Here is a 22,800-nt window from a genome sequence, read left to right as displayed (position 1 = left end):
CTGCGGGTGGGACTGCTCACGTCGGAGTCTCCTTCGGGCGGGGCGAGCTCGGAACGGCCTGGTCCCGTACGGGTGATGTGGTCATCGGCCCGCCTCCGTGGCATCATAGTTGACACGACAACAAGGCTGTGTGGAAGGTGTTCCAGGTGAGCAACGCGGAAACCGATGTCGCGGCTCTGCGCTGCGGTGCACCCGCCGAAGGTGAAGGAACGACCGGAGCCCCTCGGGTCGATGTCCTGACGGCGCGTGAGGTCCCCCTCGGCGGTCCGCGTGCGATGCTGGTGCGGCGGACGCTGCCCCAGCGCAGCCGCACCCTCATCGGCGCCTGGTGCTTCGTCGACCACTACGGCCCGCACCAGGTCGCCGCGTCGGGAGGCATGAACGTGCCTCCGCATCCGCACACCGGGCTGCAGACGGTGAGCTGGTTGTTCAGCGGCGAGATCGAGCATCGCGACACGCTCGGCACCCACGCCTTCATCCGGCCCGGCGAGATGAATCTCATGACCGGCGGGCACGGCATCGCACACTCGGAGGTCTCCACCCCGGACACCACCGTCATCCACGGCGTCCAGCTGTGGGTCGCGCTGCCGGAGGGACACCGGGCCGCCGCCCGGGACTTCCAGCACCATGTGCCCGAACCCACGCAGGTCGACGGTGCCGGGATCAGGGTCTTCCTGGGCTCGCTCGCCGGCCGGACCTCCCCGGCCCGGACCTTCACGCCACTTCTCGGCGCCGAGATCGTCATCGAACCGCACCGGACGCTCACCCTCGCCGTGGACGCGGCTTTCGAGCACGGCCTCCTCGTGGACAGCGGCCACGTCCGCCTGATCGACACCGCACTGCGGCCCACCGAACTCGGCTACGTTCCGCGCGGCTCGGACACCCTGACGATGACGAACGAGACCGACGCCCCGGCGCGGACCGTCCTCCTGGGCGGACCCCCCTTCGGGGAGGAGATCGTCATGTGGTGGAACTTCATCGGCCGCAGCCACGAGGACATCGTGAAGGCCCGCGAGGACTGGGAGGCCTCCGCCGACCGCTTCGGCGCCATCGAGGACTTTCCCGGCGACCGCCTTCCCGCACCGGCCCTGCCGAACGCCGTCATCACACCGCGCCGGAACCCGCCGACCCCCTGACCTCCCTCGCGGATCCGGTCACGCCCGACGTCCTGCGGTGGCTGCGGACGCGGCTCGACCGACTAAAGTGGATGCGTCAACTACATTGAGGCTGTCGGCTGTCAGCTGTCCGTTGTCGCAGGGGACAGGTGCGCAGCCCGAAGGGAGAAGTCCGGTGATGCGGAACCTGACCGTGGCGCAGCAGATGGTGGACATCCTGCGCCAGGCGGGCGTGGAGCGGATCTACGGCGTGGTGGGCGACAGCCTGAACTCGGTCGTCGACGCCGTGCGCCGTACCGACGGCATCGAGTGGGTGCACGTACGGAACGAGGAGGCCGCTGCCTTCGCCGCCGCGGCGGAGGCCCAGCTGACCGGCAGGCTCGCGGTGTGCGCCGGCAGCTGCGGCCCGGGAAACACGCACCTGATCCAGGGGCTGTACGACGCGCACCGCTCCGGTGCGCCCGTGCTGGCGCTCGCCTCGCACATCCCGTCCCACCAGATCGGCACCGGATTCTTCCAGGAGACCCATCCTGAGAGGCTGTTCACCGAGTGCAGCGACTACTGCGAGATGATCAGCACCCCCGGGCAGATGCCCCGGGTCCTGCGGATCGCCCTGCAGCGAGCCCTCGGCAACAGCGCCGTGTCGGTCCTGGTGATACCGGGCGACGTCGCACACGAGGAGGCGGCCGGTCCGACGGGAAGCAGCGACCTGGTCACCGAACGCGGCAGGGTCGTCGCGCCGGACACGCAGGTTCGGGGGCTGGCCGAGAAGCTGAACGCGGCACGGAAGGTGATGCTGTTCTGCGGTGCCGGAGTGCGGGACGCGCACGCCGAGGTCATGGCGCTCGCGGAGAAGGCCGCCGCTCCCGTCGGGCACACCCTGCGGGGCAAGGAGTGGATCCAGTTCGACAACCCGTACGACGTGGGCATGAGCGGTCTGCTGGGGTACGGAGCCTGCTTCGACGCGATGCACGAGGCCGACCTCGTCGTCCTGCTCGGCACCGACTTCCCGTACAACGACTTCCTGCCGCAGGCGCGGACCGTGCAGATCGACCACGACGCCGGCCGCCTCGGTCGCCGCACTCTTCTGGAACTCGGGGTCCACGGCGACGTCCGGGAGACACTGCGGTCCGTGCTGCCGCTGGTCGAGGCGAAACAGGACCGTGCCTACCTGGACCGGATGCTGCACAAGCATGCCAAGTCGCTGGAGACGGTGGTCTCCGCCTACACCCGCGACGTGGGGCGGCACACCCCGATCCACCCCGAGTACGCGGCCTCCGTCCTGGACGAACTCGCGGCCGACGACGCGGTGTTCACCGTGGACACCGGTATGTCCAACGTGTGGGCGGCGCGTTATCTGACCCCCAACGGGCGGCGCCGGGTGATCGGTTCGTTCCTGCACGGCACGATGGCCAACGCGCTGCCGCACGCCATCGGCGCGTAGTTCGCCCACCCCGGCCGTCAGGTGATCTCGATGTCGGGCGACGGCGGACTGGGCATGCTGATGGGCGAGTTGCTCACGGTGAAGCTGCACGACCTGCCGGTGAAGACGATCGTCTTCAACAACTCCTCGCTGGGCATGGTGAAGCTGGAGATGCTGGTCGAGGGGCTGCCTGAGCACGAGACCGACCACGAGCCGGTGGACTACGCGGCGATCGCCCGCGCCGCGGGCATCGAGGCGATCCGCATCGAGCGCCCGGGGGATGTCGTCGAAGGGCTCAAGCAGGCGCTCGCCCATGACGGACCGTTCCTGGTCGACCTGGTGACCGACCCCAACGCGCTGTCGATCCCGCCGCACATCTCGGCCGCTCAGGTCAAGGGGTTCGCCTTCGCGGCAGGCCGGACGGTGCTCGACGGAGGCGTGGGCAGGATGCTCGACCTGGCCCGTGCCAACCTGCGGAACATTCCCCGTCCCTGAGCCTGCCGCCGGCTCGCACGTCAGCCCAGCACTTCCGCGATCGGGGCATCGGCGTCCACGGAGCGCACGAGCTTGCGGTTGGCGAATTCCATGATGCCCACGTCGCCGAGTTCGCGCCCGTAGCCGGAGCGCTTGATGCCGCCGAAGGGCAGCTCCGGCCGGGACGCGGTCGGGTGGTTGATCCACACCATGCCCGCCTCCAGCCGGTCCGCGACCGCGCGAGCACGTCCCGGGTCGGCGGCGAAGACCGCGGCTCTCAGGCCGTAGGGGGAGGTGTTGGCCAGTGCCACGGCCTCGTCCTCGTCGGCGACCCGGTAGACGGTGGCGACGGGGCCGAAGAGCTCTTCCCGGTAGGCCCGCATGTCCGGGGTGACGCCGGTGAGGAGGGTCGGCTCGACGAAGGCGCCCGGCAGGTCGGGCCGCCCGCCGCCCAGCACCACCTCGGCTCCCTTGTCCACCGCGTCACGCACCTGCTCCATCAGGAGTTCGGCCGCGGCCTCGGAGGACAGCGGGGCGAGCGTGGTGGCGGGGTCGGCCGGATCTCCCGGGTGCACCTCGCTCATCCGGTCACGCAGCCCGGCGAGGAAGGCGTCGTGGACGTCGGCCAGGACGATGAAGCGCTTGGCCGCCACGCAGCACTGCCCGGTGTTGCCCATCCGGCCGAGGAACGCGGCGTACACGGTGCGTTCAAGGTGGTGTCCGTCCAGCACGACGAAGGGATCACTGCCGCCCAGTTCGAGGACGGACTTCTTGACATTGCGGCCGGCGGTCTCGCCCAGGCTCGTGCCCGCCCGCTCGCTCCCGGTCAGTGACGCTCCCTGCACCCGGGGGTCGTCGATGATCCGGCCGACGTCTCTGCCCCGTACGAAAAGATTGGTGTAGACCCCGCTCGGCACGCCCGCGTCCGTGAACAGCTGCTCGATCGCCAGTGCGGACCGAGGGCAGTTACTCGCGTGCTTGAGCAGGATCGTGTTGCCGAGGACGAGGTTCGGACCCGCGAAGCGGACGACCTGATACAGCGGGAAGTTCCAGGGCATCACACCGAGCAGGACGCCGAGCGGCTCGTTCACCAGCACGGCCGTGCCCTCGGGCACCGGCAGGGGGCGTTCCTCCAGCAGCTCGGGGCCGTGCTCGCCGTAGTAGATGAGGATGTCGGACGCGAGGTCGACCTCCGCACGGCTGGAGTCGATCAGCTTGCCGACCTCAAGGGTCAGGAGGTGTGCCAGCTCCTCCTTGCGCTCCCTCATGAGCCGGCCGGCGCGTTGCACGAGAGCCCCCCGGTCGGCCACCGACCGGCCACGCCAGCCCGGGAAGCTGCTGTGCGCCGCGTCTATCGCGTGCTTTACGTCCTCCGTGCTCAGCGCCGGAAACTCACGAACCCTTTCACCGGTGTACGGGTTGACCGTGGCGATGGGGCTTCCCTCGGCAGTGACATGGGCGTCCATGACGCCTCCCTGGAGATCGGGCACCCCGGGTTCCCACGGCCGGACCCGCTCACACCCGCTGATTCCTCCTATATAGTGACAAAACCTGTCACCCGGGCCCTCCCCGTGAACGCTTGAGCGCCGGACCGGCGGTGGGAGTCGCCGCCGCCGTCCGTGCGCGGGCGCGGGCCGGGTCGGCGTGGCAGGCTGGCAGGGGGGCCGCGCCGTTCGTCGCACCACAGCAGCGAAGGAGGCCGACGCATGAACGAGCACGAATTCACACGTACCGTCGCCGAGCGCACCGGACTGAGCCGGCAGGAGGCGGCCGACCTGACCTGGGCCACGCTTGAGACGCTGGCCCACCGGCTGAGCCCCGGCGAGGCCAGGGACCTGAGCGCCGAACTCCCCGAGCGTCTCGCGGACGCGGTGCGCCGGGGAGGCACGGACCACATCGAGCGCTTCGACTACCACGACACCGTGCGGCGCGTGGCCGAACGCACCATGCTCAAGAAGGAGGAGGCCGACAAGGGGGTGCGGACCGTACTGGCCGTGCTCCGGGAGGCGGTCAGCGAGAAGGAGTTCAACGACATGATGTCGCAGCTCGGAGCGGACTTCTCCCAGGCCCTCGAACCCGCCGGGTGACGCCCGCGCGTCGCCGAGGCTGTCGGAGACCACCTGGACGGTGCCGAACGAGACTCAGGTTGTTCGGGAGGCACGGACCCGGGTACTCGGCGCGGCGCGGGTGCGCGTGACACAGATCTGCGTGACACGGATTCGCGTGACACGGATCCGCGGCGGACGGGAGGTCCGGGATGACGGCGGAATCGGCCAAAACGATCACGCTCCCCGACGGTGAGCGGATCGCGGCACTCGGGCAGGGCACCTGGTACCTGGGCGAGGACCCGGCCCGGCGCGAACAGGAGATCGCCGCGCTGCGGCTGGGCGTGGACCTGGGCATGACCGTCGTCGACACGGCGGAGATGTACGGCGACGGCGCGGCCGAGGAGCTCGTCGGGGAGGCCCTCCGGGGACGCCGGGAGGAGGTCTTCCTCGTCAGCAAGGTGCTGCCCCACCACGCCGACCGGAAGGGCACCGTCGCCGCCTGCGAGGACAGCCTGCGGCGGCTCCGTACGGAACGGCTGGACCTCTACCTGCTGCACTGGCGCGGACGGTGGCCGCTTGAGGAGACCCTCGCGGGATTCACCGACTTGATGGAGGCGGGGAAGATCCGTCACTGGGGCGTGAGCAATCTCGACGTCGCCGACCTGGTCGAGCTGACGGCGCTCCCGGGCGGCGACGCCGTGGCCGTCGACCAGGTGTTGTACAACCTCTCCCGGCGCGGCATCGAGTGGGACCTGCTCCCCTGGTGCCGGGAGGCCGGGGTGACGGTCATGTCCTACTCCCCGATCGAGCAGGGGCGGCTGCTGAAGGCCCAGGCCCTGGGCGCCGTGGCCCGGTCGCTCGGGGCGACGCCGGCCCAGGTGGCCCTCGCCTGGGTGCTGCAACAGGGGGTGGCTGCGATCCCGCGTTCCGGATCACCCGACCATGTGCGGGAGAACCGCGGCGCGCTGGACCTCCACCTCCCCACCGAGGCGCTCGACGCCCTCGACAAGGCGTTCCTGCCGCCCCGCGGGCCCACGCCCCTGGAGATCCTCTGAAGCAGCCGCTGGGCGACGGTGGGCCGCTGTAACCTTGGACACCAGCCCTTGACCTGCAGAAAGCAGGCAGGGAGCCGTCTTTCGGGAGTCCTCCATGCTGCGCACCATGTTCAAGTCCAAGATCTAGTATCTGGGCGTTTGTGCAGGTCAGAGGCGTAGTAGGGCCGCTCGGGTCAGCAAATGGTCAGCATCGGGTGCGAGGGCGTCCTGGCTTGCTGACTTGGTGACCGTCGCGGCGGGTTGCCTGGGCGCAGATGTCCGGCTCCCGTCTGGAAGGCGCGTCACGTGGCTCGACAGCTCGCCCGCGGTATGGGGTCGTTCTTCAAGGACTGCGGCTGTGCCAGGCCGACGCGGTGCCCGCACCCGTACACGGTCCGCTTCCGCAACGGTCTGGGAAAGCAGGTCGAGGAGGGCGGCTTCACCACGCAGGACGACGCGATCGAGCGCCGCACGCAGATCTACGTCGAGAAGAAGCGCACGGCGCCATCGGTCGCGGAAGCGCGCCGGGAATTGGGTCAGAAGACCGTCCTTGGTACGGCTTCACCGGCAGCGACACTCAGCCCCGAAGCATCCTGCCACACCTGAACAAGAGGGAACGCGGCGAGCAGAAAGCCCACTGTCGACTACCCGCGGTGGTGCAGGCCGCGCTCGCGTTGATGCGGATCCGCTGCGTCCTCGGACCAGGAAGCCAGCAGGCGCAGGGCTTCGTCGGTGCGGGAGCCGGGGTCGGCGAGGAAGGCGAACAGCGTCTGATCGGGATCGTCGGGGAAGGTCAGGGCCTCGGTGCGCAGGGTCAGCTCACCGGCGACCGGATGGTGCAGCACCTTGGTGTCGTGGCTGATGCGGACGACCTTCTGCACCGCCCACCAGCGGCGGAAAGACTTGCTGCACATGGAAAGTTCGCCCACCAGTTCCGCTGTGCGGGTGTCGTCGGGGTGACGGGCGGCATCCATGCGCAGCGTCCCTACGAACATAGCGGCCACCTGCTCCCAGCTCTGTGCGAACACCGCGCGGGCGGTCTCGTCGAGCATGATCCACCGCACCGCGTTGCGTTCACGGGCCGGCATGGCATCGAAGTCGGCGAGCAGCAGGCGTGCCATCCGGTTCGTCGCCAGTATGTCGGTGCGGCGGCCCAAGACGAACGCGGGAGTGTCTCCGAGCCGGGCAAGGAGCGCGTGCACGCCGGGGCGCACCTTCTGCGGGGTGCGTCTTGCCGGGCGGCGCGGATCGGAGGGCTGGTGGGCCACGGCGTGCAGGTAGCTGCGCTCAGCGTCATCCAGGCGCAGTGCCCGGGCCAGGGCGTCGAGCACGGACTGCGACGGGGTGATCGGCCGGCCCTGCTCCAAGCGCGTGTAGTAGTCGACGCTCACCCCCGCCAGGGCTGCCAGCTCCTCCCGGCGCAGCCCGGGTACCCGGCGCGGGGTCGTGTCCTCGATGCCCAGTGCACGGGGTTCGAGCGCGGCGCGGCGGGCGCGCAGGAAGTCGGCGAGGTTGTCATTCCGCTCCATGGAACAAGGATCGCCGCACGGCGTGGCGGGGGCCGGCAGATGGGTAGCCCTCTCAGACCCAGGATGTACGAGATCACCTTCGCTCTCGCCGGATCCTGCTCGGGCGGTTTGGCTTGGTGACGGAGCCAGCCGGCTTCGTCACCTGCGATCGATTCTTCGGTCGCCCAAGCCCTTCAGGGATCCGCCATGTCTTCTGCCACCTGGCTCGTTACCGGAGCGACCTCCGGCTTCGGCCGCCTCGTCACCGAACGTGCGCTCGCCGCAGGCGCCCACGTGATCGCGGTGGGCCGACGCCGGGACCGCCTGCAGGAGCTTCTCGATTTCGCTCCGCAGAAAGCACTGACCGCCGTGGAACTCGACCTCACCAGCCCCGGCGCCGAGACCACCCTCGCCGACACCGTCCGTGCCGCCGGTCGCCTGGACGTCCTGGTCAACAATGCCGGCTACGGCCTGTTCGGAGCCGTCGAGGACGTCAGCGCCGACGAGGCCCGCGCCGTCCTGGAGACGAACGTCCTGGCCAACCTCACGGTCCTGCGCGCTTCCCTCCCCGCCCTGCGCGCCGCACAGGGCCGCGTCGTGCAGACCTCCTCCCTCATCGGCCAGTTCGCCTGGCCGTCCTCCGGCCTGTACGCGGCCTCCAAGGGCGCGGTCMAGCTGATCAGCGAAGCCCTCGCCCACGAATTGGCCCCCACCGGCGTCAAGGTGACGATCATCGAACCCGGCACGTTCGGCACCGAGTTCGGGACCAACCTGCACGTCGTGCCGCCCACCGACGCCTACACGCCCACCGTCGGGAAGTTCCTCACCGACTTCTCCGCGCTGCCGCCGGAGGCATTCGGCGATCCCCAGGCCGTCGCCGACGCCGTCATGACCGTCGCCGCCCTCGCCGAGCCGCCCCTGCGCCTGGCCGTCGGTGCCGACGCGGTCGAGCACATCCGCGCCTCTCTCCGGTCCCGCCTGGAGGAGCTGGCGCGCTGGGAGTCGTTGTCCCTCAAGGGCGAGGTCCGGGCAGCCTGATGGCCTTTCTCGCCGTGCTCCACTACCGGGGAGGGTTGGCAGCGATGAGGCCCAGCAGAAGGGGGTCGGATGAGGCCCAGCAGAAGGGGGTCGTAGGTGCGGTGGTCGGTACGGATCCCTGAGGCACTGATGGCCCGCTCGCGCCGCTCGGCTTCCGCAACCTTGTCCGCCACCTGCTCCACACTCAAGCCGTCGCCCTGCTGATCGTGACTGCTGTTCACGTAGTTGGCACACACGGGATGATCACGTCCGGCTGCGGACGTGATCATCCCGTGTGTGCGTAGCTGCGCCGTCAGGTGCGCCCGTAGGACCGTAGGAGGGGGCGGCGCGGTGATGAGCCGGCGGCCTGCGCATCTGACGGAGGGCGAGGAGCAGATCCTGTCCTGCATCCAGCAGTCGATCCGCAAGCACGGGAAGGGTCTGAGCGCGGCTCACACCTGGTCGGCGAGTTGGGCCAGGATCTGCTCGGTACCCCCTGCTCCGTAGCGACCACCACGCCCACCCACTCCCAGCCCTCGCGGAAGCTGTGGCACGAAGCCGGCCACCGCGCGGTTCTCGGCTTCGCCGGATCCATCGGCGCCGTCCTCGAATGGTGGCTCCCCACCCGCTGACCTCACGTGGTCCCAGCCGCTCTCCAGCAGGATGCCCTGTACTCGCCAGCCCGCGAGTACAGGGCACCTCCCATACGGCAGGTGAGATTCCAAGCTCCTTGGACCGGTGTCCCCGTCGCCCCCAACCTGTACCGCCCATGCCCTCGATGCCGCCCGGCCGCCAGCCTGAGTGTCACCGGCCCTACCCTGTGCGCCTGGCAGGCCACACCCGCACGCCCTCCCGCAAGAACCTGGAGCGCATCGAGCAGGCGGACCGGACCATGCGGCGTGAGAACGTCGCCCGCTACCCAGGTTCGTCAGGCCAGTTGCAACCATGGCCTTCCATCCCTTGTCCTGATCGTCATGACGATCAGTCGAAAGCCACGAGCGGTGAATGAGCGGCAGCTGCGGTTGTGGGGGGTCGGTCGGGCATTGACCCTCACCTTCGCCGCGGCACTTCTGGCCGCAGGCGGTGTCTTTTACGGCCTGGTCGTACTGCTCGACTTCCAGGCCATCGACACCACCGCGCAGCTGGATGCGAAGACGCTCTTCGACCTGATGAAACTCTCCTTCGGTGTGGTTGCCGGCTCTGGCGCGCTCGTCGCCCTGGTCGTCGCCTACCGCCGCCAGCGCGTCGACGAGGCCGGCGCGCACCGCGAAGCCACCCGTCTGCACACCGAACGCTTCACCACCGCAGTCGAGCACCTCGGCTCCGACTCCCCGGCTGTCCGCCTCGGCGGCGTCCACGCCCTGGCCGGCCTCGCCGACGACGCCCCCGACCAGGGCCTGCGCCAGACCTGCGTCGACGTCCTGTGCGCCTACCTCCAGCTCCCCTTCACCCCCGACCCCGGCAACGACCCCGCCGACCAGGCCGAACACCACCGCTACCTCGCCGCCCGCAACGTCCGCCATACCGTCCTGCGTCTGATCGGCGACCACTACCGGCGCCCCCGGGGAACCCACCGCTCCTGGCAGGACTGCGACCTGGACCTACGCGGGGTCACCATCGACGGGATCATGGACTTCGAAGGCGCGGAGTTCTCCGACGGCATGGTCAACTTCAGTGGCGCGAAACTCTCCGACGGATCCGCAATCAACTTCAACAATGTGGCCTTCTCCGGCGGCACGGTGCTCTTCAACCACGTGGTGTTCTCGGGCGGCGTAGTGAGCTTTATGAACGCGACCTTCTCCGGCGGCACGGTGAACCTCAAACAGGCTGAGTTCTCCGGAAGCACCGTGCTGTTTCACAGCACGGTGTTTTCCGGAGCCATGGTGGACTTCGACCGCGCGGAGTTCACAAGCGGCACGGTGCTCTTCCATAGCGTGGTGTTCTCCGGAGGCACGGTGAACTTCGACCGCGCAAGCGGTCACCCTCCCACCGGGCTTCAGGACGCAGTCGGCCCTTCTGCTTCTGCGACGGTCACTCTGCCCTCCGCCTGGCTGTCCTGACCGCTGCAGACGAGGGAAAGTCGAATCAGTCGCCTGTGCCTCCCGCTGCACACATTCCCGGAACAGGGGCTGTGGGAAGTTCGCAGCCCTCGCTCCGGGCTCCACCCGCGCATGCCGAGCTCATCGAGCGCCGTCCCGCTCGGGGCTGAGCTTGGCGGCCCGGCGCCAGCTGTTGTCCACGAACGCCCCGAGTTTCATGGCCTCCTGCTCGGCCTCTCTGTCGTTCATCTCGACGTGCTTGCGCGCAATGGTGAGGTGTCCTTCGCGTCCCGCATTGCCCGCGGGTGCGGGGGAGTCCTTGCGTGGCCGTGGTGGTTCGCAGGGCCGGTAAGGGGCGGCCGGTTGAGCGCCGCAGGGAGGCTTCAGTGGCCAAGGGCGGTTGTGGCGTCGGTGACGGTGCCGTAGTGGGGCAGGAGCTGATCGACTCCGGTGATCTGCAGAATCCGCTGCACCGGTCCGGGTGTGCAGGCCAGCACCAGTTCGGTCCCGTTCTCCTCGGCTTCTCGCCAGATGCTGATCAGGGTGTTGAGTCCTACGGAGTCGCAGAAGGAGACGTCGGACAGGTCCAGCACGACGGAGTCCTTGTCCTGGCAGAGCAGTTCCTCGAACTGCGGGCGCAGCACCGGACCGGTGGCGTGGTCCATCTCGCCGCTGACTTTTGCCACCAGGTACCGGCCGGAGGCGGTCGTCTTGATGGAAGCATCGGGCACAACACTCTCCTCACCGTCTCCCTCAAAAAAGACACCGCGGTGGAATCCTGAAGCAGGAGGCTACTGGCTGCGTACCCCGCTGCGGTCACCGTACGCAGCCGGGCGCAGTTCAGGGCGAAGCGGCCCGCGTGAACGATCAGCCCGGTGCCGGTCAGCCTTCACCGTGCGCGCCTGCCGATGACGTCGCCGGGCGCGGGCCGCTGCGCCCGCCCAGCCCAGTGGGAGCCGGGCGGGCGCGAGCTGAGGCTCTGTCGCGCAGCAGGCCGCTCTGCCGGGTCTGCCTGCCCATGGTCATTTTGTGTGCGGTGTCTGCGGCGGGTGGTTGCCGCTTGGGTGATGTCATGGGTGTAGTCGAATCACACACCCTCGTGCCGACGGGCTGTCATGGAGCCTGCCGCTTATTGTCCTGGGCTGTATGCGACTTGTAACCGCAGTGTCGCACAAGGTAGTTGCCGGGATGTGGAGAGGGGAGCGGCACGGGGTGAGGGGCGACTCGGTCAAGGAACTCCTGCAGAGCCTGCACACAACAGCGAACGAGGAAGAGCGCCGGCTGTGGGCGGCTGCCTGCGCGCAGGCTTTGGGCCTGGGCGGCATCACCATCTCGGTGGGTCGGGAGCTGGTGTGGTTCAGTGATGCGACCAGCAAACGCCTGGAGGACCTCCAGTTCGTCCTGGGCCAGGGTCCGGGTCTGCTCCTCGACGACGAGAGCTCGGTGCGCGAGGTGCCTGACCTTGAGCAGGCCCTGGCGCAGCGGTGGCCGCAGTACGCCACTGAGGCCACGCTGCTGGGGATCGCGGCGCTGTTCGTGTGGCCGGTGCACATCGGAGCCGTTGAGGTAGGGACGATGACCGGCTACCGGCGCACCCCCGGCCTGCTCGGTGAGCGGCAGTCGGCCAACGGCTGGCTGGTTGCCGAGGCTCTGGCTGAGTACGTCCTCAACCACTGGCCCGCCACCGTCGGCGACCGCGAGGGTGACGGCCTTCCCGGCGGGGTGGGCCTGCACCGGGCCGAAGTACACCAGGCCACCGGCATGCTCAGTGCACGACTGCGCATCCCGCTGCCTGAAGCCCTGGATCGGCTGCGCGCCCAGACCTACATCTCCCGCCTGTCCCTCACCGACACCGCCCACGCCGTCCTGCGTCGCGAACTGCTGTGGGAGACGGGCGGCGACACCGACTGACCAGGCCACGACACCGCTCTCGCCGACCGGTCCATGATCTTCTGTCTGCAGACCTGCTCCCCGCGCCTGCGGAGATGGTCCCTTCACCGTGTAGGGAGCCCCGTACTCGTCATACTGCGGGTTGAGCCGAAGCGCGGAAGTTGTCGCCAGGGGAGGCAGAAGAACCGGTGTACAGGGCCGGTTAAAGCGGCCTGGTGGTCACCGGCGAAGCACACGGCTTGCCTCACCTGCTCACTCGGCAGCCCTTCTGTCCCCACAAGCGAAGGCCGACAGCCTCTGGCTCTTTGAGGCGGTTCCATGCGGCGACACTTCACCACAACCGCGTCCTGTTCCTGCGCGTCCTCTTACTGAGCGCCGACAGGAGTCGGCTACCCCGGGGGATCAGGACGCGAGTCATGCAGAAGTACGCGATCGGCCAGCACATCCCACCGTTCTTCTGGCTCCCGCGTGGTGCGAGGCGACAGCCACCCACGTCCGTCCGGCGACTGGTGGGGTTCTGGCTGTTCGTGCTTGCCTTCGGGGCCGGGCTCACCGCACTCGACTGGGACGATGATTTCGGCGGCAGCCACCTCATGGCGCTGCTGCTCCTCTTCCATATCGTCGACGACATCAGCGACGGGGTACGGCACCGCTGGCCGGCCGCACTGGCCGCGGCAGCAGTCTTGTGGGGCGCCACCCGGCTCACCAGCGCCGTCCTGCCCGGCTCCCTCGACGACCTCTGGGCGCAGAGTGCCGCCGCCGCTGCCGGTGTCACGCTCGGGCTGGCGGTGAGCGCCGCGATCACACGGCTTCCGGCGCGCCGACTGCATCGGCCCACTGGGGGACACGACTCCGGGGCCGGCGGACAAGACTCTCGGTAAAGGACATGGCCGCCGACCTCGGCGACAACACACCTGCCTTGGTGACACCTGTCGCGCTTCAGCTCAGGTGCGGGGCGTCCTACAGCGTCACAGCACCCGCTACCAGCGCATGCCGAGCTCAGCGAGCGCCGCTCACCGTTCCGGGCTGAGCTCAGCTGCCCGGCGCCGGCTGTTGTCCAGGAACGCCCCGAGCGTGGCCTCTTCAGCGTCAACCAGTCCGACGTGCTTACGCCCCGGCCGCGTACGTCCTTCGCCGCAGCCATGGGCGATGGGGCAGTGAGCTATGGGTGCCACGGCCGGTGTGGACAGGGTCAGGCGCCACGCCGGGCGGTGACCATGTGGGTGGCGGTCAGCACCGCAGCCGGGGCGACGACAGCGGCCAGGACCAGGCCGATGTACACGCAGGCCGTGCCAGAAGCTGGCCGTGCCGGAGATCAGTACGCCAAAGACGGCCACGGCCAGGGCGCCGACGATCTGGCCGCTGGTGTTGAACACCTCGCTGGTGGTGCCGCCGGCCAGCACGTGCTCCAACAGCACCGCGGTGGCCGGCGGCACCACCAGCGGTCCATCCAGGCCCCGCGTCCGCCAGGGCTGTCGGTCACCGGCTCGGGGCCCATCGAGGCATCTCACAGGGCCGTCCCGCTCTCGGGCCAGCCGCATCGCTCAACTCTGCCGCAGGGACGGGGGAGAGGGCTTACGGGCTGCCGGGCCGGGTCGGTCGGTGTCGGCCTGGTCGGCTTCTTCCTCATGAAGACGGGCTGCATGAAGACGGGCTGCGAGGTCATCGGCCCACTGAACAGCCCAGGTACGCAGGACGGCGATTGCTTCGTTGTCGAGACCGTAGGCGGTGAATCGTTGTCGATCTATTCGGCGCCGGCGAGGTTGGCCTGGAGGTCTTCTTTCCCGAAGCGCCCGCGGGCGTGGCGGCGGCCGAACTCCTCCAGGTCGGCGGTGGTCCAGCACCGGGAGGCGGCGAACACGTCGATCAGGTCCCGCGGTGCGCCGCGCTCGGCCAGCGCGCGGACCTTCGTGCCGATCACGTCCTCCTCGGCGAGGACGGGTCCGTAGACGGTGTTACGGGCCGGTCTTGGCCCCGATGCCGTGGGCGAGGAGGCTCTCGGCGGTCTGCGCGATGGTGTCCTCGATGGGACGTGCCCGCCATCCCAGGAGCTGCTGCGCCTTGGCGCTTGTGGCGTCTAGGTCCTGGCCGAGTTGGTGTCTGAGCAGGCGCAGTTCCGGGTTCACGGTGCCCAGCGCGCGTGCGAGCCACACGGGCAGTTCGCGGGTCGGGGCCTTCGCGGCGCGTTCGCCCAGGCGCTCGTGCAGGATGCGTGCGATGTCCAGGACGCGCAGGCTGTGCCCGGCGATGGCGAGGAAGCGCTCGCCGGCGGCCGCCGGATCGGTCATCGCGCGCACGTGCAGGTCCGCGACGTCGCGCACGTCGACGAAGCCCATCGCGAAGGGAGGACAGGCGGGGACCCGGCCTTCGAGCATCCTGCGCACCAGGCGCAGGGAGGGCGGGTCGTCCGGTCCGAGGAGCGGTCCCAGGACGCCCACCGGGTGGATTGCCGCCAGTTCCATGCCGGCGCCCTCGTCGGCGACGAACTGCCAGGCGGCGCGCTCGGCGAGCGTCTTGGAGCGCTGGTAGGGCGGGATGTCGGCGTCGACGTTCGTCCAGTCCTCCTCGGTGAACGCAGCCGTACGCTTGGGGTGCCCGATGCCGACGGCGCCGAAGGCGCTGGTCAGGACGGTCCGGCGGACACCGGCGTCGCGGGCGGCGCGCAGCACCCGCAGGACGCCCTTGCGCGCGGGGACCACCAGTTCGTCGTCGTTCGCCGGCGTGTGGCGCAGGGTCGGCGAGGCGACGTGCAGGACGAAGTCGCAGCCGGCGACGGCGTCGTCCCAGCCGTCGGGGTGCTCAAGGTCGGCGCGCACGACCGTGAGCCGGTCGTCGTCGAAGGGCGCTGCTGCCTGGAGCCAGGAGCGCAGTTCCGGCTCGCGTCGCAGGTCGCGAACCGTGGTGCGTACGGTGTGTCCGGCATCCAGCAGGGCCAGGACGCACCAGCTGCCGACGAATCCTGTTCCGCCGGTGACCAGTACCTGTGTCATCTTCTTCTCCTCAGTTCGCCACTCGCATGTCAGGGGGCTGGGGCACGCGACGGTCCTCATGCGAGGGCCATGCCGGGCACGCGCTGACGGATGGTCTCCATCTCGGCCTCGTCCGAGACGCCCTGCCAGTCGTAGCGGGGGGTGTACGGGGCCTCCAGGGCGCGTATGTCGTCGTCGGTGAGTTCGATGTCGAGGCAGGCCACGGCTTCGTCGATCTGCCGGATCGAGCCGGCGCCGACCAGTGGCGCGGTGACGGCCGGCTGGTGGTGCAGCCAGGCGAGCGCGACCTGGGCGCGGCTGGCGCCGTGGGTGTGCGCGATCTGGCCGACCGCGTCGACGATCGCGCGGTTGGACGCCTCCTGGGCCGGCGAGTAGAGCAGGTCCGCGTAGGCGCCGTCCGTTTCGGAGCGCACCGTGGAGCGGGCGTCGTTCCAGGCGCGGGCGAGGCGGCCTCGGGCCAGCGGCGACCAGATGATCGTGCCCACGCCCTCATCCAGGCACAGCGGGATCATCTCCCGTTCCTCCTCGCGGGCGAGGAGGTTGTAGTGGTTCTGCATCGACACGAACCGCGCCCAGCCGTGCCGCTTCTGCAGGTGCAGCGCCTTCGCGAACTCCCAGGCGTGCATGGACGAGGCGCCCAGGTAGCGGACCTTTCCGGCCTTCACCACGTCGTGGAGCGCTTCGAGGGTCTCTTCCCAGGGGGTGGAGTGGTCGTTGCGGTGGATCTGGTAGAGGTCGATGTGATCGGTGCCCAGGCGGCGAAGGGAGTGGTCGACCTCGGTCATGACCGCCTTACGCGACAGGCCGCGGCCGTTGGGTCCCAGGCGCATCGGATGGCGCAGCTTGGTGGCGATCACCACTTCGTCGCGGTCGGCGAAGTCCTTGAGCGCGCGGCCGAGGATCTCCTCGCTGGACCCGTTGGAGTACATGTTGGCGGTGTCGAAAAAGTTGATCCCCGCCTCCAGCGCGTGCCTGATGAGCGGGCGCGCCTCGTCCTCGCCCTTCGACCAGACGGGGTGACCCCGGTCGGGTTCGCCGTAAGACATCGCGCCGATGGCGATCGGGGACACGTCGAGGCCGGTGGTGCCCAGCTTGATGTACCGCATGACGCTCCTTAAAGTATGCGGAGAGGTCTCCACATAAGGTAGTGGAGAGTTCTCCACTTAGCAAAGCGAGGTCCCGTGGTCCGCTCGGACGCCCGCGAGAACAGGGCACGCATCCTTACCGCCGCACGCGAGGCACTCGCGGCGGACGGCAGCACGTCGATGAACCAGATCGCCCAGCGTGCGGGGGTCGGCCCGGGCACCCTGTACCGCAACTTCCCCACCCGCGAGTCACTGGTCCTGGCCGTCTACCAGGACGAGGTCGCCCGCATCATCGCCACCGTGCCCGGCCTGCTGGAGCGGATGCCGCCACTGGAGGCACTCCGCCACTGGACCGCCGACCTCGTCGAAGCCATGCGCAGGAAGCACGGCCTGGGCGACGCCCTCAGTCCGGGTGCCCACCAGGCGATCAGCGAGCAGAGCTACGGCCCGGTCATCGCCGCCATCACGCAACTCCTCGACGCAGGCAAAGAGGACGGAACCATCCGCGCGGACGCCGATGCGCGCGACTTCCTCCAGCTCACCGGCGCTCTGTGGCGCGCCGCCCCCGGCCCCGAAGACCGCTCGTCCCACATGCTCGCGCTCATCCTCGACGGACTGGGCGCCCGCAGATAGGGGCCGTGCGTGCGGCAAATCTCTGCGCGATAAAGAAGCCGTGCGGGCGCGTGAAGTGTACAGTTCTGTACATGAGAGACACGCTGCCGATCACCGAGGCGCGGGCGAAGTTCGGATCACTGGTCCGTCGCACGTCCCATGCCCGCGAACGCATCACGATCACCGACCACGGCCAGCCCGCGGCCGTGCTCATCAACCCCCAGGAACTGGCCGATCTGGAGGACGCTCTGGCCCTGGCCAGGTACCGCGAGCGCCAGTCCGCCGGCGCCGCCGTGGCCGTGCCCCACGATGACGTGCGTGCCCGGCTCGGTCTGGAGCGCGGGTGACCTACTCGATCGTCTGGGACGAGCCGGCCATCGACGCGGCCGCCCGGTTCCTCAAGGACGACGCCGACGGGCTGCGCCAGCTCATGGACGCCGTCGACCTGCTCGCCGACCAGCCCCGGCCCGAAGGCAGCACCGCGTACGGCCCCCCGGACCTGCGCCGGATGCACGTGGGGCGCTACCGGGTCATGTACGAGATCACCGAGACCACCGTCACCATCATGGTCATCCACATCGGCCGCCTCGGCTGACACCAGCAACAGATGATGAGGGACCGCACCGACCATGGTCCGACCCCTCATACGCGGTGCACCACCGCCTCGACGATCCGGTCGAACACCGGCTGCCCGCCGCGATCCCATTCAACTGCCACAACCGCCCCCTGCCGCTCAGCACGTCACGGGGTGATGGTCTTACCCGGCACCGACAACCACAGGACGTGCGGCATACGCCCGTGCCCCGGCGGCCCCCGGGGCACGGAGGAGGCCAGAGGATCATCGCACCAGGTGCAGGGGTTGGCCGGTGGCCGGTTGCCCGGGCGGGCCAGCAGGCCGCGGTCGGGGCGCTCGTGCAGGGGCTGGCCGACTGCGCCTGCACCTGCGGGCAGGCGCGACAGCAGTGAATTGTCCGGCAGCGGTACTTGGTCACCATGGACAATCGGGGCCGCCCGGCTGGGGCTTCACACTATGAGCTCGGTTGGTGCACCGTCGTCCGCTCCTGCGGTGGATTCTGGTTAGCGTCCGTTGCCGTACGGGAGTACGGCGGACCAGGCGGACCGACGACCGAGACAGCATCAGGGGGAACGAATGGAGAGATCACAGGGGAGCCCGCGGCCGCGGGCGGGCCGTCCGCAGAGCCCCGTCGACCGAAACTCCGGTCCTGTGGCGAAACTGGCATGGGGACTGCGGGAGTTACGGGCACACGCGGGTTCGCCCGCCTATCGGGTCCTGGCGAAGAGAGCGCACTACGCGGCAAGCACCTTGGCCGATGCGGCCAAGGGGGACCGGCTCCCCACGCTGGAGGTGACCCTCGCGTATGTGCGGGCCTGCGGCGGCGATGTGGGTGAATGGGAGGCGCGGTGGCTTGCGGCCGCGCAGGCGCTGAACCGTGACGTGCCCGACCAGGCCCCCGAGGGGGCTGCCGACGAGAGACCGCCCTGCCCCTACCCGGGACTGGCCGCCTACACCGAGCAGGACGCCGAGGTGTTCTTCGGCCGCCGAGAGCTGGTCGAGCAGGCCGTCCTGGCAGTCGAGCGCCCGGCCCAGACCTCGCTGACCGCGGTGTTCGGGGCTTCCGGAAGCGGCAAATCCTCGCTCATCCATGCCGGGGTACTGCCGGCGCTACGACCGCGGTTGCGTCACTGCCTTCTGACGCCAGGCGCCCGGCCCCTGAGCGAACTGGCCCGGGCAACCGTGCATTTAACCCACGATGCGGCCGGACCGGCCCAGGTCAAGCGTGACGAGCACACTGACCGGGCGCCGGTAACGGACTCGCCCGCAGACCTGCCGAAGACCACCAGGCGGGAAACGGGCAGGTACCACGACGAAGCGGCTCAGTCACTGGCCGCACGCCTCAGCGATGACCCGACTGCCCTCCGCGCCGAACTGAGTGTCCGGCGGGCCGGACACGGCTCGCCGGACGGCGGACTCCTGCTTGTCATCGACCAGTTCGAGGAGGTGTTCACGCTGTGCCCGGACGCGGCCGAGCGGGACGCGTTCCTCACCGCCGTGGCTGCCCTGGGCAGTGCCCCCGATAACGGGGTCCATGTCCTGCTGGCCGTTCGCGCCGACTTCTACGCCCACTGCTGCGCACATCCCGGCCTCGCAGCCGTGCTGCGCGAGAGCCGACAACTGCCCATCGCGGCACCGTCCGGCGCCGAGCTGCGTGAGATCGTCACCGGACCGGCCACGCACCTGGGCGTGACCGTCGATCCGGACCTGGTCGGCACCCTGCTCGCCGAGGCCGACGGCCGGCCCGGATCCCTTCCACTGCTGTCACACGTACTGCGCCAGACCTGGCTGCGAGGTGGCGGACCGGCACTGCGGACGGCCGACTACCAGGCCAGCGGAGGCTTGCACGGCGCGGTGGCCCAGAGCGCGGAAGCGGTGTACACGTCGGCCGACGAGCGGGAACGGGAGGTGCTGCGCACCGTCTTCCTGCGGCTGACCGCGCTCGGTGAAGGGACCGAGGACACCCGGCGCCGGATCTCCCGGGCCGAGCTGACCGGACTCGCTGACCCCGGCACCGTCGACAGACTGCTCGACACACTGGCCGCCGCACGACTGGTCACTCTCGGCGAGCACGGCGCGGACAGCGTGGAAGTATCCCACGAGGCGGTGATCGGCGCCTGGCCGCGACTGCGCGGATGGCTCGCCGACAACCGCGAAGACCTGCTCACCCACCGCAGACTGACCGAGGCAGCCGCCGTTTGGGAAGAGTTCGACCGCGACCGGGAGATGCTCTACCGCGGCGGCCGGCTCGCCGCCGCTCAGAGCTGGACGCAGCGCCACGGCAGCAGCATGAACCAGCTGGAGAGAGCCTTCCTCGCCGCCAGCATGGGCGGCGAGCGCAGGCGCACGCGCCGCTCCCGTCAGGTCACCGGCGGTATGGCGGTGCTGCTGGTGCTGGCTCTCATCGCGGCCGTGGTCGCGGTCCGGGCCGAGCGGTCGGCGAGCGACCAGCGGGATCGCGCCCTGTCCGAGAAAGTCGCCGAAGAGGCCGCCGACCTGCGCCGCGTCGACCCCGCGCTGGCGGCCCAGCTGAGCCTGGCCGCGTACCGCCTGTCCCCCACACGTGCCGCCAGGGGCGCGCTGCTGAGCAGTTTCGCCACGCCCATGACGACCCGTATGCGTCACGAGGTGAACACCGTGGCGTTCGCCCCCGGCGGCCGGCGGATGGCCACCGGAGGGGACGACCGCAAGATCCGCATCTGGGACGTCACCCGGCCCCACCGCCCGAAGACGGTCGCGACCGTCCCCGGGGATCAGCCGGAGGACATCGAGTCGCTGGCGTACAGCGCCGACGGCCGGATCCTGGTGAGCGGTGCGTACGACGGCTCGGTCCGGATCTGGGACACCACAGCAGGGGACACACCGGAGCTGCTCATCGGGTTCCCCGCGCACCGCCAGGCGGTCTTCCGTGCGGTGCTGAGCCCGGACGGGCGGACCCTGGCCACGGCGAGCGCGGACAACACCGTAGGGCTGTGGGACGTCTCCCGCCCGCGCTCCCCGCGCCGCCTGAAGTCACTGACAGGTCATACGGCGACCGTCGGCGCGGTCGCCTTCGCCCCGGACGGCCGGACGGTGGCGAGCGCATCGGAGGACGGCCGTACCGCGCTGTGGGACGTGACGGACGCCCGCCGTCCGCGCCGAGCGGCCTGGCTGCCCGCGCGTGAAGGTGCGGTGTCCGGGGTCGCGTTCAGCCCCGACGGACGTACGCTCGCGGCGGCCGGCGCGGACCACCAGATCCAGTTGTGGGACGTCTCCGACCCTGCCGAGCCTGCTGTACGTACTCCGCTGAAAGGGCACACCGCGCCCGTCCTCTCCGTCGCCTTCAGCCCGGACGGCCGGACGGTGGCCACCGGCGACTACGACGGGGCCGTACAGCTGTGGGACCTCTCCGACCGCCGCCGACCCCGCCCGCTGGGACATCTCGCCATTCACACCAACACCATCTGGTCCCTCGCATTCACCCCGGACGGCCGGACACTGGCCTCGGCGAGTTCAGATCACACCGCCGCTCTCACCGGCATACCCGGAGCGGTGCTGGGCGGCCACGGAGAGGCCCTGGCGGCCGCGGCCATCAGTCCGGACGGACACCTTGCCATCGTCGGCAGCGACGACTCCACCGCACGGCTGTGGAACATCCACGGCCCCGAGCGGCGACCTGTCCCGCTGGCCACCCTGACCGGGCACACCGGGCAGGTCGAAGCCGTGGCGTTCAGCCGAAACGGCCGCACGGCGGTGACCGGGAACATCGACACCACGGTCAAACTGTGGGACGTCACGGCTCCCGCCCGACCCGTGCGCGTGGCATCCATCAGGACCGGCGTGGAGGTGCGGACCGTCGCGCTCTCACCCAACGGCGACCTGATGGCCGCGGCCGGAGGTGGCGTCCCCCGGGTTCGGCTCTGGGACGCCAGCGACCCGCGTCGGCCGCGGGCCGTCGGCGTACTGGAAGAGGACGCCGGCTCCATCTCCGTGGCGTTCAGCCCGCGCGGCAGCGTGCTGGCCGTCGCCATCCTGAACGACGTGCACCTGTGGGACGTCCGCCGCCCCTCGAAGCCGCGACGGCTGGGTGTCGTGGCAGGGCACGGTGACACCGTGCAGGCCGTGGCTTTCGACCCCGATGGCCGCACCCTGGCCACTGTGGGACTCGACGGCACCGCACGGCTGTGGAACGTTGTCGATCCTGACCGGCCCCGCCCGCTCGCCAGGCTGACCGGCCATGTCGGTGGCGTCCAGGGTGTGGCCTTCGCTCCCGACGGCCGAGCCCTCGCCACCGCCGGGCAGGACAGCACTGCCCGCCTGTGGGACGTCAGCGACCTGCGCCATCCACAGGAAAACGCCGTGCTCACCGGCCACACCGGCCAGGTATTCGCCGTCGCGTTCACCCCGGACGGCGGCACGCTGCTCACCTCAAGCGAGGACCGGACCGCCCGGCTGTGGCCAACCCGCCCTCAGGCGACGACAGCGCGGATCTGCACCCTGGCGCACCCTCGCATCACACCCGCCGAGTGGCGCCGCTACTTCCCCGCCCTCGCACACAACCCGCCCTGCCCCACCGCCCGCTGACACCACACGCGACATCCCCGGGCCCGGTCTCCACCTGACGCATCAGTCCATCAATCGACAGCCGACAGCCGACAGCCGACAGCGGGCCGGGCCGGGGCGCGACGCAACTCCAACTCCGCGAACAGGCAATACCCGTAGGGATTGGTCAGGTTCGTACAGGGGTGGATATGCCGTAATGGCTAAGGGTTGTCCCGTAAATGATCTACGGCATGCTCGGTGACCTGCTGGTTTCTGCGTCACCCGGCGAGGGCGAGGTTGTGCAGGCGGGCGATGCCGAGCGTGGCGTGGTGAACGCCGTCGCCTTTCAGGCGGCAGTCGCGGAGGATCTTCCAGCCCTTCATGCGGGCGAAGACGTGCTCCACGCGGGCGCGGACCTTGCGGTGCGAGGCATTGTGTTCCTCCTTCCAGGCCGGGAGTTCGGCCTGGCC

Annotated in this window: 20 protein-coding genes and 1 pseudogene; 13 read left to right on the top strand and 8 right to left on the bottom strand. The window is 69.8% G+C overall.

The window, feature by feature from the left end; translation table 11 throughout:
• Positions 1–146: 146 nt before the first annotated feature.
• Together FGF04_RS00245 and FGF04_RS00240 are read left to right on the top strand one after the other, a co-directional pair.
• Positions 147–1,136 carry a pirin family protein gene (locus FGF04_RS00245; RefSeq protein ID WP_149509119.1) on the top strand — a complete coding sequence of 330 codons (990 nt, stop codon included), beginning with the start codon at positions 147–149 and terminating at the stop codon, positions 1,134–1,136.
• Between the two features lie 157 nt (positions 1,137–1,293).
• Positions 1,294–3,033: pseudogene (locus tag FGF04_RS00240) on the top strand (pyruvate dehydrogenase).
• Between the two features lie 20 nt (positions 3,034–3,053).
• Here FGF04_RS00240 and FGF04_RS00235 read toward each other — a convergent pair.
• Complete coding sequence (locus FGF04_RS00235) at positions 3,054–4,478, bottom strand: NAD-dependent succinate-semialdehyde dehydrogenase (RefSeq protein WP_149509118.1); 1,425 nt, start codon at positions 4,476–4,478, stop codon at positions 3,054–3,056.
• A 240-nt stretch (positions 4,479–4,718) separates the two neighbouring features.
• Here FGF04_RS00235 and FGF04_RS00230 point away from each other — a divergent pair, with 240 nt between their 5' ends.
• The 3 genes from FGF04_RS00230 (at position 4,719) to FGF04_RS00220 (ending at position 6,700) form a co-directional block, all read left to right on the top strand.
• Positions 4,719–5,099: a DUF2267 domain-containing protein gene (locus FGF04_RS00230; protein ID WP_149509117.1), complete on the top strand. Its 381-nt coding sequence runs from the start codon at positions 4,719–4,721 to the stop codon at positions 5,097–5,099.
• 170 nt (positions 5,100–5,269) lie between these two features.
• The gene (locus tag FGF04_RS00225; protein WP_149509116.1) at positions 5,270–6,115 is read left to right on the top strand and encodes an aldo/keto reductase; all 846 of its coding nucleotides are present in this window, start codon (positions 5,270–5,272) and stop codon (positions 6,113–6,115) included.
• 285 nt (positions 6,116–6,400) lie between these two features.
• The gene (locus FGF04_RS00220; RefSeq protein ID WP_235882103.1) at positions 6,401–6,700 is read left to right on the top strand and encodes a hypothetical protein; all 300 of its coding nucleotides are present in this window, start codon (positions 6,401–6,403) and stop codon (positions 6,698–6,700) included.
• A gap of 38 nt (positions 6,701–6,738) precedes the next feature.
• Here FGF04_RS00220 and FGF04_RS00215 read toward each other — a convergent pair whose 3' ends face one another.
• Positions 6,739–7,623, bottom strand: coding sequence for a helix-turn-helix transcriptional regulator (locus FGF04_RS00215; protein WP_149509115.1), 885 nt, complete (start codon positions 7,621–7,623; stop codon positions 6,739–6,741).
• 186 nt (positions 7,624–7,809) lie between these two features.
• Between FGF04_RS00215 and FGF04_RS00210 the strand changes: the two genes are divergently transcribed.
• A complete protein-coding gene (locus FGF04_RS00210) occupies positions 7,810–8,640 on the top strand; it encodes an SDR family oxidoreductase (RefSeq protein WP_149509114.1) in 831 nt (276 codons plus the stop codon).
• 953 nt (positions 8,641–9,593) lie between these two features.
• A complete protein-coding gene (locus FGF04_RS00200) occupies positions 9,594–10,679 on the top strand; it encodes a pentapeptide repeat-containing protein (protein ID WP_149509113.1) in 1,086 nt (361 codons plus the stop codon).
• Between the two features lie 362 nt (positions 10,680–11,041).
• On the opposite strand, the gene FGF04_RS00195 is transcribed toward FGF04_RS00200, so the two are convergent.
• Positions 11,042–11,389 carry an STAS domain-containing protein gene (locus FGF04_RS00195; protein WP_149509112.1) on the bottom strand — a complete coding sequence of 116 codons (348 nt, stop codon included), beginning with the start codon at positions 11,387–11,389 and terminating at the stop codon, positions 11,042–11,044.
• Between the two features lie 481 nt (positions 11,390–11,870).
• On the opposite strand from FGF04_RS00195, the gene FGF04_RS00190 reads away from it, so the two are divergent.
• Together FGF04_RS00190 and FGF04_RS00185 are read left to right on the top strand one after the other, a co-directional pair.
• A complete protein-coding gene (locus tag FGF04_RS00190) occupies positions 11,871–12,569 on the top strand; it encodes an ANTAR domain-containing protein (RefSeq protein ID WP_149509111.1) in 699 nt (232 codons plus the stop codon).
• 395 nt (positions 12,570–12,964) lie between these two features.
• Positions 12,965–13,429, top strand: a complete 465-nt coding sequence (locus tag FGF04_RS00185; RefSeq protein WP_235882102.1) for a hypothetical protein — start codon at positions 12,965–12,967, stop codon at positions 13,427–13,429.
• A 132-nt stretch (positions 13,430–13,561) separates the two neighbouring features.
• Here FGF04_RS00185 and FGF04_RS39845 read toward each other — a convergent pair whose 3' ends face one another.
• The 4 genes from FGF04_RS39845 to FGF04_RS00170 all read right to left on the bottom strand — a co-directional run bounded on the left by FGF04_RS39845 (position 13,562) and on the right by FGF04_RS00170 (position 16,644).
• On the bottom strand, positions 13,562–13,987 hold the full coding sequence (locus FGF04_RS39845) for a hypothetical protein (protein WP_188113904.1): 426 nt from the start codon (positions 13,985–13,987) through the stop codon (positions 13,562–13,564).
• 305 nt (positions 13,988–14,292) lie between these two features.
• Complete coding sequence (locus tag FGF04_RS41965) at positions 14,293–14,469, bottom strand: hypothetical protein (RefSeq protein WP_408055569.1); 177 nt, start codon at positions 14,467–14,469, stop codon at positions 14,293–14,295.
• A 34-nt stretch (positions 14,470–14,503) separates the two neighbouring features.
• Positions 14,504–15,538, bottom strand: coding sequence for an SDR family oxidoreductase (locus tag FGF04_RS00175; protein WP_149509110.1), 1,035 nt, complete (start codon positions 15,536–15,538; stop codon positions 14,504–14,506).
• 56 nt (positions 15,539–15,594) lie between these two features.
• Complete coding sequence (locus FGF04_RS00170; protein WP_149509109.1) at positions 15,595–16,644, bottom strand: aldo/keto reductase; 1,050 nt, start codon at positions 16,642–16,644, stop codon at positions 15,595–15,597.
• A 75-nt stretch (positions 16,645–16,719) separates the two neighbouring features.
• Here FGF04_RS00170 and FGF04_RS00165 point away from each other — a divergent pair, with 75 nt between their 5' ends.
• From FGF04_RS00165 to FGF04_RS00150, 4 genes are all read left to right on the top strand, one after another.
• Positions 16,720–17,256, top strand: coding sequence for a TetR/AcrR family transcriptional regulator (locus FGF04_RS00165; protein WP_149509108.1), 537 nt, complete (start codon positions 16,720–16,722; stop codon positions 17,254–17,256).
• Between the two features lie 71 nt (positions 17,257–17,327).
• Positions 17,328–17,582: a type II toxin-antitoxin system Phd/YefM family antitoxin gene (locus tag FGF04_RS00160; protein WP_149509107.1), complete on the top strand. Its 255-nt coding sequence runs from the start codon at positions 17,328–17,330 to the stop codon at positions 17,580–17,582.
• The gene (locus tag FGF04_RS00155) at positions 17,579–17,830 is read left to right on the top strand and encodes a type II toxin-antitoxin system RelE family toxin (RefSeq protein WP_149509106.1); all 252 of its coding nucleotides are present in this window, start codon (positions 17,579–17,581) and stop codon (positions 17,828–17,830) included. Before FGF04_RS00160 ends, FGF04_RS00155 begins: the two co-directional genes overlap by 4 nt.
• 630 nt (positions 17,831–18,460) lie before the next feature.
• On the top strand, positions 18,461–22,372 hold the full coding sequence (locus FGF04_RS00150) for a WD40 repeat domain-containing protein (RefSeq protein WP_188113903.1): 3,912 nt from the start codon (positions 18,461–18,463) through the stop codon (positions 22,370–22,372).
• A 236-nt stretch (positions 22,373–22,608) separates the two neighbouring features.
• Here FGF04_RS00150 and FGF04_RS00145 read toward each other — a convergent pair.
• The coding region (locus FGF04_RS00145) for a transposase (RefSeq protein WP_149509104.1) at positions 22,609–22,800 on the bottom strand (192 nt) is incomplete at its 5' end.

Source organism: Streptomyces apricus (assembly GCF_008369065.1).
Classification (GTDB): domain Bacteria; phylum Actinomycetota; class Actinomycetes; order Streptomycetales; family Streptomycetaceae; genus Streptomyces; species Streptomyces apricus.
This window is presented reverse-complemented; position numbering and strand designations above follow the sequence as displayed.

What these genes read in the sequence shown, in the direction of transcription:
- FGF04_RS00235 (WP_149509118.1), bottom strand. Translation starts at nt 4,478, where the DNA reads ATGGACGCCCATGTCACTGCCGAGGGAAGCCCCATCGCCACGGTCAAC.
- FGF04_RS00230 (WP_149509117.1), top strand. Translation starts at nt 4,719, where the DNA reads ATGAACGAGCACGAATTCACACGTACCGTCGCCGAGCGCACCGGACTG.
- FGF04_RS00225 (WP_149509116.1), top strand. Translation starts at nt 5,270, where the DNA reads ATGACGGCGGAATCGGCCAAAACGATCACGCTCCCCGACGGTGAGCGG.
- FGF04_RS00215 (WP_149509115.1), bottom strand. Translation starts at nt 7,623, where the DNA reads ATGGAGCGGAATGACAACCTCGCCGACTTCCTGCGCGCCCGCCGCGCC.
- FGF04_RS00200 (WP_149509113.1), top strand. Translation starts at nt 9,594, where the DNA reads ATGACGATCAGTCGAAAGCCACGAGCGGTGAATGAGCGGCAGCTGCGG.
- FGF04_RS00185 (WP_235882102.1), top strand. Translation starts at nt 12,965, where the DNA reads ATGCAGAAGTACGCGATCGGCCAGCACATCCCACCGTTCTTCTGGCTC.
- FGF04_RS00175 (WP_149509110.1), bottom strand. Translation starts at nt 15,538, where the DNA reads ATGACACAGGTACTGGTCACCGGCGGAACAGGATTCGTCGGCAGCTGG.
- FGF04_RS00170 (WP_149509109.1), bottom strand. Translation starts at nt 16,644, where the DNA reads ATGCGGTACATCAAGCTGGGCACCACCGGCCTCGACGTGTCCCCGATC.
- FGF04_RS00160 (WP_149509107.1), top strand. Translation starts at nt 17,328, where the DNA reads ATGAGAGACACGCTGCCGATCACCGAGGCGCGGGCGAAGTTCGGATCA.